Origin of the sequence: Humibacter sp. RRB41 (assembly GCF_022761015.1) — a bacterium.
In the GTDB taxonomy this organism is placed as follows: Bacteria; Actinomycetota; Actinomycetes; order Actinomycetales; family Microbacteriaceae; genus Humibacter.
Map to the genome: position 1 here is coordinate 203,155 of NZ_JAKWJQ010000004.1, position 13,619 is coordinate 216,773.

Consider the following 13,619-nt stretch of genomic DNA (forward strand, 5'->3'; position numbering starts at 1 on the left):
GCTCCTCAAATCTCTTTCTCGGCGGCTGGGCCCGTGGAGGATCGAACGGTCAGGTACGTCGGCAGCACGGATGCCTGCCGCTGGCCGGGAGCGGAGCCCCCGTCGAGTTGCGCGACCAGCATGGTCACCGCAAGCCGTCCCGCCTGCTCGACGGGAGCGGTGAGCGTGGTCAGCGGCGGGTTGCAGAAGTCGGCGCCGAAGATGTCGTCGCATCCCACGATGCTGAGCTGCTCGGGCACGCGCACGCCCCGGGCGGCGAGGTGCTGGAGCATGCCGATGGCGAGCAGGTCGTTGAAGGCGATGGCCGCCGTCGCCCCGGTGTTGAGCACGGCGTCGGCCGCCGCTGCGCCGGCGTGCAGACGCGGGGAGAACGGTCCGAGCCGGTGCATGGTCGCGCCGCGGGCCGAAGCAGCCTTCACGAGTGCGCGCCAGCGGCTCTCGTTCGACCAGGATGTCGCCGGTCCCGAGACGTAGGCGATGTCGCGGTGCCCGAGCGAGACGAGGTGTTCGAGGGCCTGCACGACCCCGCTCGGGGTGTCGATGAACACGCTCGGTACGCCGCGAGTCTGCCGATTCACCGCCACCAGCGGCAGCTCGTCAGCAAGCTTCGCCAGGGCGCGGTCACTGAGGCGGGACGCCGCGAGGATCACCCCGTCGAACGACGAGCGCAACCGATGCAGCAGGTCGTCCTCGTTCTGGTCCGACTCCTCGGTGTCGATGAGCAGCTGCGAATATCCGGATGCTTTCAACTGCCGCTGCGTGCCCCTGATGATCCCGAAGTAGAACGGGTTCGTCACGTCGGAGACGAGTACCGCGATGGCGCCCACTTTTCCGGATGTCAGCGCCCGAGCTTGCCAGTTCGGCGAGTACCCGAGCTCGGCGGCGACCTTCTCGATGCGCCCTCGCGTCACGGCATTGACGCGTCCAGGATTGGAGAGAGCCCGCGATGCGGTCGAGATGGCGACGCCGGCGCGCTCGGCGACATTCGCCAGCGTCGGAGCCCGCTGTGGCTTCTCGCTCTGCTGCGCGACCTCACTCCGCGACCCCATGGCCACAGCAAACCACAGACATCCTGTTCGGCAAACAGATGGCAAACGTTTGCCACTCTGCTGGTCGAGTAGCGAGCCCTACGGGCGCGCTACTCGACCAGCGGGGGAGCAGAGGGGAGCGGCCCCGTCGCCGCTTCCACGACCGCGAGCACGCTGCGCTCGAGGAAGGCGAGGAGCTCGGCGGCATCGGCATCGCCTTCCGGACCGGCGACCAGATCGCCGTCGACGAGCGCTTGCTCGGCGAACGCGACCCAGGCGCGTAGCGCGACCCTGAGCATCCGCGACGACGGCACGCCCAGCTCATCGAACGCGGCGATCACGCGCTCCGTCTGAATCTGCTCGGCCTCCTCGACCACTGCACGCACCTCGCGATCGCCGCTCGCGACGCCCTGCACGAGCGAGACGAACGTGCTGCGGTGCTCGCGCACGAAGTCGACGATCTTCGCCAACGTGGTGTGCAGGCGCTCCAGTGGCGGAAGGTCCAGTTGCGGCTCCGTCGCGTTCAACATGCCGTCGCGCGCGGCCCGCACCACTTCGCGGTGGAAGCCCTGCTTCGAATCGAAGTAATAGAAGAGCAGCCCGCGCGAGACTCCGGCTTGCGCTGAAAGGTCTTCAACGTTGAGTGCGTCGAGCGGTCGGTCGGCCAGCGCGGCGACCCCGAGCGCCACCAGCTGAGCGCGTCGATCCTCCGGCGACATGCGGATGCGGCGGTCGGCAGGCATGACGCAGAGCCTATGGCACGGTGGTCGGCGTGTTCGACGAACGCGTCGGCACGCATCCGCACGCCGACAATTGCGACTACCCCAAACCGGGGGACTGTGGCAAGGTATTGGCGGATGCTACTGACTCATGGTAAATACGTACTGACGCTCAGTCAGTAACGCAGGCGACACCCTTCCCGATGAGTGTCTTCAGCACGGGTCCCGCGCACCGTGTCTTCAGATCAACACCGTGTCTTCAGATCAAGGAGGATCTATGAAGTTCCGTTCCCTCACGACCAAACGGGCCGGGCGCGTCGCACTCGCCGCTGTTCCCGTCGGCATCGCGGCAAGCCTTCTGATGGGCGGCGTCGCCAATGGCGCCGTTCCGGTGTCGTTCGCGGTCTCCGGCAGCACGTTCCAGGTCGGGGCATCCGAACTCGACGGCACCGGATTCTCGCAGTACGCGGGGGTCGCACAGGAGAAGGGCGGTGCTCAGCACCCGGTCTCCATCGCGAACATCGGCAGCGCCGACCTGCACAATCTGTGCCAGTCCGTGGTCAGTGACACCCCGCTCGGCAAGATCGGGTTGCTCATCACAGCCGGCGCAGGCAAGAAGCCTGCGACGGCCACCGATCTGCAGATCAGCATGACCGACCTCAAGGGCGACGCGACGTTCAACAACATCCGCATCGGCGTCGACGCCTCGACCGTGAACACGAAGGCCAAGGGAAGCGTCGGCGACTTCGCACAGGATGCCGACTCCGTCGTGATCAAGAAGCTGCAGCAGACCGCGTGGAGCACGCAGGCATCCGTCTTCACCTTGAACGGACTGCACCTGCAGATCACCGACGGCACGACCTGCTTCTAGTCAGCACCCGCAGGTCGGTCGAAGGAGGTCGGAGAAGAGTATGGAATTCGTGAAGCGCGGCTGGCGCGCGTTCGTCGCCTGGTATCGCCGCAGGCCGTTCATCGGTGGAGTGCTCACCGCGCTCGGCGGCATCGAGATGTTCTTCTCCGGCCAACTCGACATCGGCCACCTCCACGTGCAGGTCGGGATCGAGGGCTTCCAGGCCACCGTCATCCCGATCGTGCTCGTGGTGCTCGGCGTCCTGGCGATGCTCATGCCGCAGCACCGCATCTTCTACGGTGTGATCGCGCTCGTCGTCGCCGTCTATTCGCTGATCGGCGTGAACCTCGGCGGCTTCTTCATCGGCATGATCCTCGCCAGCGTCGGCGGCGTGATGATCGTGTCGTGGGCGCCGCGAAAGCCGGCAGCGGATGACGCAGAGCCCGACGGGCAGGCACCTCACGTCGCCGGCGTGGTCGGCATCGACCGCGCGGACGACGAGCATGCGAACGGCGATGCCTCCGGGGACGAGCAGGCGGATGTCCGCGCGTCGTCCGAGCAGGGCGCATCTCGGGGACGTACCCGTCGTCCCGCCGGTCGACGCAGGGCCGCCGGCGGTGCCCTCGCTGTTGCGCTGACGATCGCGACGGCCACCGGCATGGTCGCGCTGCAGCCTCAGCGCGCATCCGCCGCCGACCCCACCGGTGTGTGCATTCTCGGCTTCATCGGCGACTGCTCGACGCCGACGCCCACACCGACGTCGTCGGGTGGATCGAGCTCCGCTCCCTCGAGCTCACCATCGTCCTCCGACCCTGCGACCGCTCCCGGCACGGGTACAAGCACGGGCACGACCCAGCCGTCGACTCCCACAGGCCCTGCGCTGGTCGCACCGGCAGACGGCTCACCGGTCTTCACCGGCAAGCCTGCGCTGCTGCAGGGATCGTCGCTCTCGTTCTCCGGCCTGCGCTACCTCGGGCTCACCACCGTGCATCTGTCGGACGGCAGTACGGCGACGGTGCTCAAACTCTCGATGGACAGCGTCACGATCCCCGGATTCCGCCTCGACACCCGCGATGCCCAAGGCTCCGGCGTCGACACGGTCGCGACTCAGATGGCGTTCAGCGGCGGTGTCGACACCTACCTGGCCTCGCTGAAGGGTGTGCTCGCGAACGGGTCGTCGGTGACCTACGACATCAAGCATCCGCCGTCGACCGATGGGTCGATGCCGGTCGTGCGCATCCTCTCTCTCGAGGTGTTCGGCATCACCGGCGGAAGCTCGGCGCTCACCGGATTCCACGAGATCATCAGCTGACCTCTCCCAAGGTCGCCCCTCGCACACGCCGCCTCCTGCTCTGGTCGCGAAAACTGTTGGATCGGGCGCGTCGAGAGCCCACTTCGTGCGACCCGAACGAAAAGGCGGGTCACCGGTGACGGAAGCACGCCGGACGGCTGCCGCTTGGCAAAGAATGGCAAACGTTTGCAGTCGACTCCTGGCGCTGCCTAGGGTCGAACCCATGAGCTCCGACCCGGCCGCTGACGGCCTCACGTGGCAACTTTCCGGATTCGGCGACGAGATCGACGACGACCCTCGCGTTCAGCTGGCGGTCCTCGAAGCGCTGGGCGCCCGCAACATCGAGGTGCGCAGCGCCTGGGGTGTGAACATCGTCGAGCTCGACGATGAGCGTCTGGGCGAGCTGAAGGCTCTCGTCGACGCAGCGGGCTTCGGCGTCTCCGCCATCGCCTCGCCGATCGGCAAGGTGGATGTCTCCCTTCCGATCGAGCACGAGGTGGAACGACTGCGCAGGGTGATCATCGCGGCACACGCCCTCGATTCGCGCTATGTGCGCATCTTCTCCTTCTATCGGGGTGAAGGCATCCCCGCCGAGGCGGTGCGTGACGACGTTCTGGTGCGCATGCGCGCCCTTGCAGACCTCGCAGAGCACGAAGACGTCGTGCTGCTTCACGAGAACGAGAAGGAGATCTACGGCGACGTGCCGGAGCGCGTGCTCGACGTCGTCGAGTCCGTGGGCTCCGACGCACTGCGCCTCGCCTGGGACAACGCCAACTTCGTGCAGGTGGGCGTTCGCCCCTTCACGGATGCCTGGCCCCTGCTGCACGAGCACGTCGAGTACTTGCAGGTGAAGGACGCGCTCGCCGCCGACGGCACCGTCGTGCCGGCCGGCGAGGGCGACGGTCAGCTCCTCGACACGGTCACTGCGCTGCGGGATACCGGCTACCGCGGCTTCGCCTCCCTCGAGCCGCACCTCGCCGCCGGGTTCTCGCTCGGCGGCTTCTCCGGACCTCGCGCGTTCGGAACGGCGGGCCGGGCCTTCGCCCGCCTTCTCGACACGATCGGAGTCACCTCAGCATGAACAGCGCCCCCAGCGCATCCACCACTGCCGGGAGCGGCGCAGCTCACCTCACCGCGGCCATCGTCGGCTGTGGCGTGATCGCCGACAACCACGTGATCGCGCTCGCCGCCCAGGGCGACGTCGACGTCGTCGCCCTGATCGACCCCGTCGCTCCGGCTGCAGAACGCGTCGCAGCGCTCGTCGAAAGTACGGGCATGGCACGGCCTGCCCTGTTCGCCGATCTCGGGGACGCGCTGGCCGAGCATCCGGTCGACCTCGTCGTGATCTGCACGCCGAGCGGCTTGCACGTCGGCCTTGCGGAGACCGCGCTGAACGCCGGCTGCAACGTGGTGATCGAGAAGCCGCTCGACGTCTCCGTCGGCAGGGCGCGCCGCATCCTCGAACTCGCGGATGCCGCGGCGCAGCGCGGCCTCGTGACCTCCGTGATCAGCCAGCATCGGTTCGACCCGGCGTCCGCCGTCGTCGCGGGTGCTGCGCACTCCGGCGAGTTCGGCGTCGTGACGAGCGCAGTGGCATCCGTGCCCTGGTGGCGCACCCAGGAGTACTACGACTCGGGTCAGTGGCGTGGCACCTGGGAGCTCGACGGCGGCGGCGCCGTGATGAACCAGGGCGTGCACACCGTCGACCTGCTGGTGTGGTTCCTCGGGCATCCGGTCGCCGTCTTCGCCCACACCGCGCGGCTCGCCCACGAGCGCATCGTCGTCGAAGACACGGCTGTGGCGACCGTACGGTTCACGAGCGGCGCGCTCGGCGTACTGCACGCAACGACCGCCGGATTCCCCGGCCTCTCGGTGCGTGTGCAGGTGCACGGCTCACGTGGTTCAGGCGTGATCGAGAACGACCAGCTCGCGTTCTTCGCCTCCGGAGGCGTCGCCGCGTCCGGAGCGAACGTCGATCCCACCAGGTCGGCGACCGAGAACCGTGCCGCGGAACTGGTGGACCCGTCCGAGCTCTTCGGCGCTGCCAGAGGCGCCGACGCGTTCGTGATCGGCCATCGGCGGCAATACGACGACATCGTCGGCGCTATCCGGGAACATCGTGCCCCTGGCGTCACCGTCGCGGATGCTCTGCTGTCGCTCGCCGTCGTGCGCGCCGTGTATCTCTCCGCGACGCTCGGTCGCGAGGTGCTCATCGATGACGTGTTGGCCGGCGAGTACGACGACCAGACCGTGCGCACCGAGATCACCGGCTAGCACGTCTCATGGAGTATCTTGCCCACGTGCATTCCCTCCACCGGAAGGCGTTGGATGCCGTCGATCGCTGACGCGCGCACCTCGCGCGAGCCCGTGCGCATCGCGCACCTCGGGCTCGGCAACTTCCATCGCGCGCACCAGGCCTGGTACACGCAACGTGCCAACGCGCTCGACGCGGCGCACGGCTGGGGGATCGCCGCATTCACCGGTCGCTCCGCCCGTGCAGCAGACGTGCTCGCCGCACAGGATTGCGTCTACACCCTGATCACGCGCTCGGCCGAGGGCGATTCGGCCGAGGCTGTCCAGTCGATCGTTCAGGCGCACGACGGATCCGGGGACAGATGGGAGCACACGCTCGCAGACCCTGCGGTCGCGGTGCTCACAGTGACGGTGACCGAGCGGGGGTACGAACCGGAGGCGGCGCACGGGGCGACCTCGGGCGAGAGTGCGGGGGCGCGGATCGCGCGCGGGCTTGCGGCGCGGGCGCGGGCATCCGCCGGGCCGATTGCGCTGGTCAGCTGCGACAACCTGAACGGGAACGGCGAGGTGCTGCGCCGCGCTGTGCTGCCTGAGGCGGACGACGACCTCGCGGGATGGATCGAATCGAACGCGTCATTCGTGTCGACCATGGTCGACCGCATCACGCCCGCGACGACGGATGCCGACAGGGCGACAGCTCACGAGCTGACCGGCTACGACGACGCGGCACCCGTGGTCACCGAGCCGTTCAGCGAGTGGGTGATCAGCGGGCGCTTTCCGGCCGGGCGGCCGGCGTGGGACGCCGTCGGCGTACGCTTCGTCGACGACATCGAGCCGTACGAGCGTCGCAAGCTCTGGTTGCTCAATGCCGGCCACACGCTGCTCGCCGCGGTGGGGCTTCCGCAGGGGCACGAGACCGTCGACCAGGCCTTCGCTGACCCGCAGTGCCGTGCACTGCTCGAACAGCAGTGGGCGGAGGCCCGCGAGCTGCTGCCGTTCGACGCCGAGACGACGGATGCCTTCTTGTCCGCCCTGCGCGCTCGCTTCGCCAACCCGCGCATCGCCCACCGGCTCGCTCAGATCGACGACGGAAGCCTGCAGAAGCTCCGCCAGCGGCAGGCCGAGATCATCGCGGAGCGCATGGATGCCGGCGACGAGCCCGGTCTGGCATCCCTCGCCGCGATCGAGGCGTGGGGCTCCTCACGCGGATTCGACCTGCCAGAGGCGCTGGATGCATTGAAGCCAGGACTCGCGCGGCGCGTCTACGAACACTGAACGTCTCCGCCCGCACGGGCGGTCACCCTATCCCCACTTACCGAACCCCTCTTTTGATGAAGGAGAGACCATGCTGATCACGTCCGCCGAGGTGCTCGTCTCGAGCCCAGGGCGCAACTTCGTCACGTTGCGCATCACGACCGACGACGGGTTCACGGGACTCGGCGACGCCACGCTGAACGGCCGAGAGCTCGCGGTCGCCGCCTACCTGTCGGAGCACGTGGTCCCACTGCTGATCGGTCGCGACGCGAGCCGTATCGAAGACGCCTGGCAGTACCTCTACCGCGGGGCGTACTGGCGACGCGGACCCGTCACGATGGCCGCGATCGCCGCCGTCGACACGGCGCTCTGGGACATCAAGGCGAAGGCAGCGGGCATGCCCCTCTACCAGCTGCTCGGCGGGCGGTCGCGCGATGGCCTGCTGGTCTACGGGCACGCGTCCGGTGTCGATCTGCCCGAACTGTTCGACTCGATCCGCGAGCACCTCGACGAGGGTTACCGCGCCATCCGCATCCAGACCGGCATCCCCGGGTTGCCCTCGGTGTACGGCGTCGCGCACTCGAGCAACGCCACAGCCGGCACGGACGCCGGGTCCGACGCGCGCTACGACTACGAGCCCGCCCGCCGCAGCGCACTGCCCGTCGAGGAGACGTGGGACACGCGTGCGTATCTGCGTCACACCCCGACAGTGTTCGAGGCGGTGCGGAACGAGTTCGGCCCCGAACTGCCGCTTCTGCACGATGCGCACCACAGGCTCACGCCGATCCAGGCGGCGAAGCTCGGCAAGTCGCTCGAACCGTACGACCTGTTCTGGCTCGAGGACGTCACGCCGGCCGAAAATCCGACAGTACTGCGCAGGGTGCGAGAGCACACCACGACTCCGCTCGCGATCGGCGAGGTCTTCAACACCATCTGGGACTACCGCGAGCTCTTCGAGGAGCAACTCATCGACTACGTGCGCAGCCCTGTCACGCACGCGGGCGGCATCACGGGACTGCGGCGCATCTTCGACTTCGCAGCCGTCTACCAGATCAAGTCCGGTGCCCATGGACCGACGGATGTCTCGCCCGTCGGTCTCGCAGCGGCCATCCACCTCGGACTCGCGATTCCGAACTTCGGCATCCAGGAGTACATGCAGCACGCGCCGATCACACACGAGGTGTTCCGCACGACGTACTCGTTCGAAAACGGCATGCTGAACCCCTCGGATGCTCCCGGCCTCGGCGTCGACTACGACGACGAGGTCGCGGCGGCGCACCCGTACGCTGCCGCCTACCTCCCGGTGAACCGCCTGCTCGACGGGTCGATGCACGACTGGTGAGGCGCCCCGCGCCGCACTGGGCCGTCCCGCCCTCGGGGGGATACAGGCACGGTCGCGCTCTCATCACGTGAACAGGCAGGACCTGCCTGTTCTCGTGTGATCTGCCTGCACCGCTGACGGTGCGCCGTCGACACGGCGAATGCGGATGACGGTGCTGGTAGGCTGGTAAACCGAACTTCGGCGAGGGATGCGCAGGGCCGCTTGGAGCGTGCGCTGCGAGCATCCGTGATCGACGCGGTGGACCAGGCTCACGTCTGTCCTCACGCTGACATGCAGCACGAGTTGACAACGAATCCCAATACGACGTGGGCCACGCCCACCGAAAGCGAGACACATCACCATGGCTGACGACAGCAACAAAGTGGTCGCGGAGGCACGCGACCAGTTCGGCAAGGGCGCTGCCCGCAAGATCCGCGCCGCGGGCAAGATTCCGGCCGTTCTCTACGGCCACGGCACCGACCCGCAGCACCTCACGCTGCCCGCGCATCAGCTCGGCCTGATCCTGCGCAAGGCGAACGCGGTGCTCGACCTCGACATCGCCGGCTCCTCCCAGCTCGCCCTGGTCAAGGACGTGCAGAAGGACCCGGTCCGCCAGATCATCGAGCACATCGACCTCATCATCGTTCGTCGTGGCGAGAAGGTTCAGGTCGAGGTTCCCGTGCACATCGAGGGCGAGTCGTTCTCCGGCACCATCGTGGTGCAGGACCTCTCGACGATCCACATCGAGGCCGAGGCGACCCACATCCCGGAGCGCCTCGTCGTGAACGTCGACGGCCTCGAGGAGGGTGCGCACATCACGGCGGGCGACGTCACGCTGCCGAGCGGCGCATCGCTGCTCAGCGACGCGGACGCTCTCGTCGTCGCGATCACGGTGCCCTCTGCGCCGGCCGCCGAGGAGACCGAGGAAGCGGAAGAGGCCGCAGAGGCCGAGGTCGCAGCCGACGCCGCAGCCGAGTCCGCCGAATAGTCGAGCGGGTAAGGCGCGCGCATGGCGGAACAGCCTTGGCTCATCGTCGGCCTCGGCAACCCCGGCACGCAGTACGCGCGCACCCGTCACAACATCGGACAGATGGTCGTCGACGAGCTCGCGTCGCGGGCATCCGCCACCTTCAAGACGCACAAGACGAACGCGAGGGTCGCCGAGGGACGTATCGTCCCCGGCGGCCCTCGCCTCGTCCTCGCCAAGCCGAACACGTACATGAACGTGTCGGGCGGGCCCGTCGCCCAGCTCGTGCGGTTCTATTCGGTCGAGCCGTCGCGGCTGATCGTGGTGCACGATGAGCTGGACATTCCGTTCGACACCATCAAGCTCAAATCCGGTGGCGGCCACGGCGGCCACAACGGGGTGCGCGACATCGCCAGCGCGATCGGCACTCCGGACTTCATCAGGGTGCGCGTCGGCGTCGGCCGTCCACCCGGCCGAACGGATGCCGCCGACCACGTGCTCAGCCCGTTCAACGCCGCGGAGCGCGAGCTGCTGCCGAACCTCGTCTCAGACGGGGCGGATGCCGTCGAGCTGGTCACGACGCAAGGTCTCGTCGCCGCGCAGCTGCGGTACCACAGCCCGAGCGTCTGACCGGTCTGCTCTTCGAGCGACGCCTGGCAGCCGCTTCAGACCGTGGCTCGGCGGGCTGGCCTGAACCACCGCACGTGCCTCGACCGTGCGGATGCCTGGGGTTTCGACCCGGACGGAACCGAGGCCGCGGGATAGATGCGCCCGTCGGGCGCCACGATCAACTCCGGCAACCCGCCGGGGACCTCGTTCGGCAGCGGAGGATGCTGACCGGTCATCGTCGGGTTTTCTGATCACGGCTCATGTTTATGAGGAGTTCGGAATTCCCGTCCTGATACACGTATCAGAAGGAGGTCCGCGTGCTCCTTATTCGTGGGAAGGACACACCATGACAGACACCGAGCGCGCGGACGCGTCGATCGACGAGGACGTGCGAGCGAGCATCCTCGCCCGCATCATTCTCGAAGAGACGCAACCCATCACTATCATTCAGCCGGCGTGACCGTCTTGCAGCAGCTCAGCCCACGGGCCACAGTGGTGTCTATGGGGGCTGGTGAGTCCGCGGAGGCATCCGTTCGTCCGGCGTACGCCGTGGCAGCGGATGCCTTCCGTTCCTGGTTGGACGGTGACCGCGACGCGATGACGACGCTCGTGCACGCCATGAACCCGATTCTCTGGCACGTGGTGCGCGCCTACCGCATCGACGAGACGACGGCGAAAGACGTCCTACAGGAGACCTGGGTGCGCTTCGTTCACGGTTACGCGGCGATCGATGACCCGACAGCGGTCGCCGCGTGGCTGACCGTGACCGCGCGCAGAGAGGCGTGGCGCACGGTCAAACGGTCGGATCGCGTGTCGCCTTCCGACCTCGACACCCTGGAACCCCGCCTCGGTGCCAGCCCGTCAGCCGAAGACGCTGCCGTCACAGCGATTTCGAGCGCCGAGTTGTGGCGTAGCGTTCTCACCCTCCCCGAACGCTGTCAACGACTGCTGCGCATCATCGCCTTCGATGACAAGCCCGACTATCGCCGCATCGCCGAAGAGACCGGCATGCGCATCGGCAGCATCGGCCCGACCCGATCCCGCTGCCTCGACCGACTCCGTGCCGCCCTCACTGCAGGAGAGACCCGATGAACTCCGTGAACCTCGATGACCGCCACGTGTTGACCGCCTTGCGGCAGATGTGGGAGCGACGCGATCCAGCTCCGGCCGACCTCGATGCGCTTGCACTCGAAGCGGCCGAGCGCGCCGCGCTCGATGACGAGCTCATCGTGCTCGAGCTGCTCTCCGAGACGCTCGAGTTCGAGAACGTGCGAGGTGGGGAGCGCACCCTGCGCTTCGTGTCGCACGGCTACGAGGTGCTGCTGCGCATCGTGCGGGAGCCGGACGGCTTCCGCGTCGACGGTTGGAGCACGCCGGCGACCTCGGGCGTCGCACGTATCGACGTCGACGGACGCGAACGCACCACGGCAGCGGATGACGTCGGCCGGTTCGCCTTCACCGGTGTCGGCCCCGGACGTGCCACGGTCTCGCTGGCCGTGGCATCCGATTCGGCGCCGGTCTGGGCGACCTCGTCGTTCGCGCTCTGATCTTCACTGCTCTTCAACAGCTGTACCCGCACGGCCGCCGTACCCGAAAACCGGCTGCCGCGTCAGATCGAGAGGATCCACCATGACCGAGAACTCGCACGCACGGCCGGTTCGCCATGTGCGGCATTGGAAACCGCAGACGCCACCCGCCGAGGCGAGCACGCTGACCGCGGAGACGGCCAAGGCGATTCCGGTGCCGGGTGTCGTCGCGCATCCGACCGTGTACGCGCCGGATCAGCTCCTCGTCTCGACGCTCGGTGACGTGGACGGAACGCTGGATCTGCTGTCGCAGGCGGCTGCGACATTCGGGTGGGAGGTGCCGCGAGACGATGTGGTCTCGGTCGCCCATCTCGACGAGGACGACGATGCCCGCTCGCGACGGGTGAAGACCCACTCCTGGGCGACCGGACCTCTCGGTGCGAAGCGTGTCGCCATCGTTCCCGGTGCGAGCAGCACGCAGGCGCCGAACGCGTGGCTCGTGCTTCAGAAGGCACGGATGCTCGCGCCCGGCAACGCGCTGCCTGGCGTCGGGCTGAACCACGTGCTGACGGTGGGGACGCCGTACGGTCGTACGAACCCGTTCGAGAGCGCAGATCCCTACGGTCGCACGAACCCGTACGGAAGGACCAACCCGTACGGCCGCACCAATCCGTACGGCCGCACGAATCCGGCGACGGGCGACTACGGCGCCGTGGACGGCTATGCCTTGCCTGGCACGGGCGGATTGCAGCCCATCGCGGTGACTCTTCCCGCACCGGCCCGAACCGTGAGGGATTCGCGGAGCGTTGTCGGCGTGCTTGATAGTGGATGCGGCCGCCATCCGTGGTTCGACGGACGCGATGGCGACAGCGTCGTGGAACGCAACGTCGGGGTGAGGTTGACCGATGGAACCATCAGGCCGATCGGGTACACGGATGCGAAACATGACAGTGAGGTGCATGGCGACGTCACAGGCCCGCTGGATGGCGCGCTCGACCCGGTCGCAGGACATGGAACCTTCATCTCCGGACTGGTTCACCAAGCGAGTCCAGATTCGAATATCATCGCCTGGCGCATCGTCGAGCCAGACGGGACCGTCGGGGAGGACGAACTGCTCGATGCATTGTCCGGCGTGGCAAAACTCGTGACCGACGATGCGGAGGGCAAGGGGGGCAAGCGGCTCGATGTGCTCGTGCTCTCCCTTGGCTATTACCACGAGACTCCGGAAGACGGTCTCTACGACATCACGTTGTACCAGCTGCTGTCTGCCATCGGGCACACAGGCACGGTCATCGTCTGCTCTGCGGGCAACGACGCAACGGATCGGCCGCAGTTTCCGGCCGCCTTGTGGGATTGGTCGGGTTCAGACGGACAGACCATCGTCCACCCGGCAGCCGAGTCGACGCCCATCATCTCCGTTGGCGCGCTCAACCCCAATGGCAGCATCGCACTCTTCAGCAACGACGGACCCTGGGTGCGTACGTGGGCGCCAGGGGCCGCCGTCGTCAGCACGATGCCGCCGCTCAACGGCGGGTACAACGCGGCGGGCTCGCGTCGATTCGAGGGATCGCTCAGATCGTCCATAGACCCTGACGACTTCCGCGGCGGATTCGCGGTGTGGAGTGGCACGTCATTTTCTGCCCCTGTCGTGGCAGGACGCATGGCAGCGGCGTTGGACGAACTCGGCGACGCGAACACGCCGGCGGAACGACGGGCAAGGGCCGCACAGGCCGTCGATCGAGTGCTCGCCGACGTGCCGACTCGTCACTAAGTGATACCTCGGCTCGTAGCGCGGCCGATC

Annotated in this window: 13 protein-coding genes; 11 read left to right on the top strand and 2 right to left on the bottom strand. The window is 67.6% G+C overall.

What is annotated here, in order from left to right; translation table 11 throughout:
* Positions 1-5: 5 nt before the first annotated feature.
* Together MJ603_RS12270 and MJ603_RS12275 are read right to left on the bottom strand one after the other, a co-directional pair.
* Complete coding sequence (locus MJ603_RS12270; protein WP_243064012.1) at positions 6-1,049, bottom strand: LacI family DNA-binding transcriptional regulator; 1,044 nt, start codon at positions 1,047-1,049, stop codon at positions 6-8.
* A gap of 89 nt (positions 1,050-1,138) precedes the next feature.
* Positions 1,139-1,771 carry a TetR/AcrR family transcriptional regulator gene (locus tag MJ603_RS12275; protein ID WP_243064013.1) on the bottom strand — a complete coding sequence of 211 codons (633 nt, stop codon included), beginning with the start codon at positions 1,769-1,771 and terminating at the stop codon, positions 1,139-1,141.
* A 253-nt stretch (positions 1,772-2,024) separates the two neighbouring features.
* On the opposite strand from MJ603_RS12275, the gene MJ603_RS12280 reads away from it, so the two are divergent.
* The 11 genes from MJ603_RS12280 (at position 2,025) to MJ603_RS12330 (ending at position 13,589) form a co-directional block, all read left to right on the top strand.
* Positions 2,025-2,618 (top strand): DUF6230 family protein, encoded by a 594-nt coding sequence (locus MJ603_RS12280; RefSeq protein ID WP_243064014.1) that lies wholly within the window; start codon positions 2,025-2,027, stop codon positions 2,616-2,618.
* Between the two features lie 40 nt (positions 2,619-2,658).
* The gene (locus MJ603_RS12285; protein WP_243064015.1) at positions 2,659-3,909 is read left to right on the top strand and encodes a DUF6114 domain-containing protein; all 1,251 of its coding nucleotides are present in this window, start codon (positions 2,659-2,661) and stop codon (positions 3,907-3,909) included.
* 202 nt (positions 3,910-4,111) lie between these two features.
* Positions 4,112-4,969 carry a sugar phosphate isomerase/epimerase gene (locus tag MJ603_RS12290; RefSeq protein WP_243064016.1) on the top strand — a complete coding sequence of 286 codons (858 nt, stop codon included), beginning with the start codon at positions 4,112-4,114 and terminating at the stop codon, positions 4,967-4,969.
* A complete protein-coding gene (locus MJ603_RS12295; RefSeq protein ID WP_243064017.1) occupies positions 4,966-6,162 on the top strand; it encodes a Gfo/Idh/MocA family protein in 1,197 nt (398 codons plus the stop codon). The genes MJ603_RS12290 and MJ603_RS12295 overlap by 4 nt, the downstream gene beginning before the upstream one ends.
* 54 nt (positions 6,163-6,216) lie before the next feature.
* The gene (locus MJ603_RS12300) at positions 6,217-7,416 is read left to right on the top strand and encodes a mannitol dehydrogenase family protein (RefSeq protein WP_243064018.1); all 1,200 of its coding nucleotides are present in this window, start codon (positions 6,217-6,219) and stop codon (positions 7,414-7,416) included.
* A 70-nt stretch (positions 7,417-7,486) separates the two neighbouring features.
* Positions 7,487-8,737, top strand: coding sequence for a D-mannonate dehydratase ManD (gene manD, locus MJ603_RS12305; RefSeq protein WP_243064019.1), 1,251 nt, complete (start codon positions 7,487-7,489; stop codon positions 8,735-8,737).
* 340 nt (positions 8,738-9,077) lie between these two features.
* Positions 9,078-9,704, top strand: coding sequence for a 50S ribosomal protein L25/general stress protein Ctc (locus MJ603_RS12310; protein ID WP_243064020.1), 627 nt, complete (start codon positions 9,078-9,080; stop codon positions 9,702-9,704).
* A 21-nt stretch (positions 9,705-9,725) separates the two neighbouring features.
* Positions 9,726-10,313, top strand: coding sequence for an aminoacyl-tRNA hydrolase (gene pth / locus MJ603_RS12315; RefSeq protein ID WP_243064021.1), 588 nt, complete (start codon positions 9,726-9,728; stop codon positions 10,311-10,313).
* Positions 10,314-10,748: 435 nt separating this feature from the next.
* Positions 10,749-11,384: an RNA polymerase sigma factor gene (locus MJ603_RS12320; RefSeq protein WP_243064022.1), complete on the top strand. Its 636-nt coding sequence runs from the start codon at positions 10,749-10,751 to the stop codon at positions 11,382-11,384.
* Entirely contained in the window at positions 11,381-11,839 is a 459-nt protein-coding gene (locus MJ603_RS12325) for a hypothetical protein (RefSeq protein WP_243064023.1), read from the top strand. The genes MJ603_RS12320 and MJ603_RS12325 overlap by 4 nt, the downstream gene beginning before the upstream one ends.
* Positions 11,840-11,921: 82 nt before the next feature.
* Entirely contained in the window at positions 11,922-13,589 is a 1,668-nt protein-coding gene (locus MJ603_RS12330; protein ID WP_243064024.1) for a S8/S53 family peptidase, read from the top strand.
* Positions 13,590-13,619 lie beyond the last annotated feature (30 nt).

What these genes read in the sequence shown, in the direction of transcription:
- MJ603_RS12290 (WP_243064016.1), top strand. Translation starts at nt 4,112, where the DNA reads ATGAGCTCCGACCCGGCCGCTGACGGCCTCACGTGGCAACTTTCCGGA.
- MJ603_RS12275 (WP_243064013.1), bottom strand. Translation starts at nt 1,771, where the DNA reads ATGCCTGCCGACCGCCGCATCCGCATGTCGCCGGAGGATCGACGCGCT.
- MJ603_RS12310 (WP_243064020.1), top strand. Translation starts at nt 9,078, where the DNA reads ATGGCTGACGACAGCAACAAAGTGGTCGCGGAGGCACGCGACCAGTTC.
- MJ603_RS12300 (WP_243064018.1), top strand. Translation starts at nt 6,217, where the DNA reads ATGCCGTCGATCGCTGACGCGCGCACCTCGCGCGAGCCCGTGCGCATC.
- MJ603_RS12270 (WP_243064012.1), bottom strand. Translation starts at nt 1,049, where the DNA reads ATGGGGTCGCGGAGTGAGGTCGCGCAGCAGAGCGAGAAGCCACAGCGG.
- MJ603_RS12325 (WP_243064023.1), top strand. Translation starts at nt 11,381, where the DNA reads ATGAACTCCGTGAACCTCGATGACCGCCACGTGTTGACCGCCTTGCGG.
- pth (WP_243064021.1), top strand. Translation starts at nt 9,726, where the DNA reads ATGGCGGAACAGCCTTGGCTCATCGTCGGCCTCGGCAACCCCGGCACG.
- manD (WP_243064019.1), top strand. Translation starts at nt 7,487, where the DNA reads ATGCTGATCACGTCCGCCGAGGTGCTCGTCTCGAGCCCAGGGCGCAAC.
- MJ603_RS12285 (WP_243064015.1), top strand. Translation starts at nt 2,659, where the DNA reads ATGGAATTCGTGAAGCGCGGCTGGCGCGCGTTCGTCGCCTGGTATCGC.
- MJ603_RS12295 (WP_243064017.1), top strand. Translation starts at nt 4,966, where the DNA reads ATGAACAGCGCCCCCAGCGCATCCACCACTGCCGGGAGCGGCGCAGCT.
- MJ603_RS12280 (WP_243064014.1), top strand. Translation starts at nt 2,025, where the DNA reads ATGAAGTTCCGTTCCCTCACGACCAAACGGGCCGGGCGCGTCGCACTC.
- MJ603_RS12330 (WP_243064024.1), top strand. Translation starts at nt 11,922, where the DNA reads ATGACCGAGAACTCGCACGCACGGCCGGTTCGCCATGTGCGGCATTGG.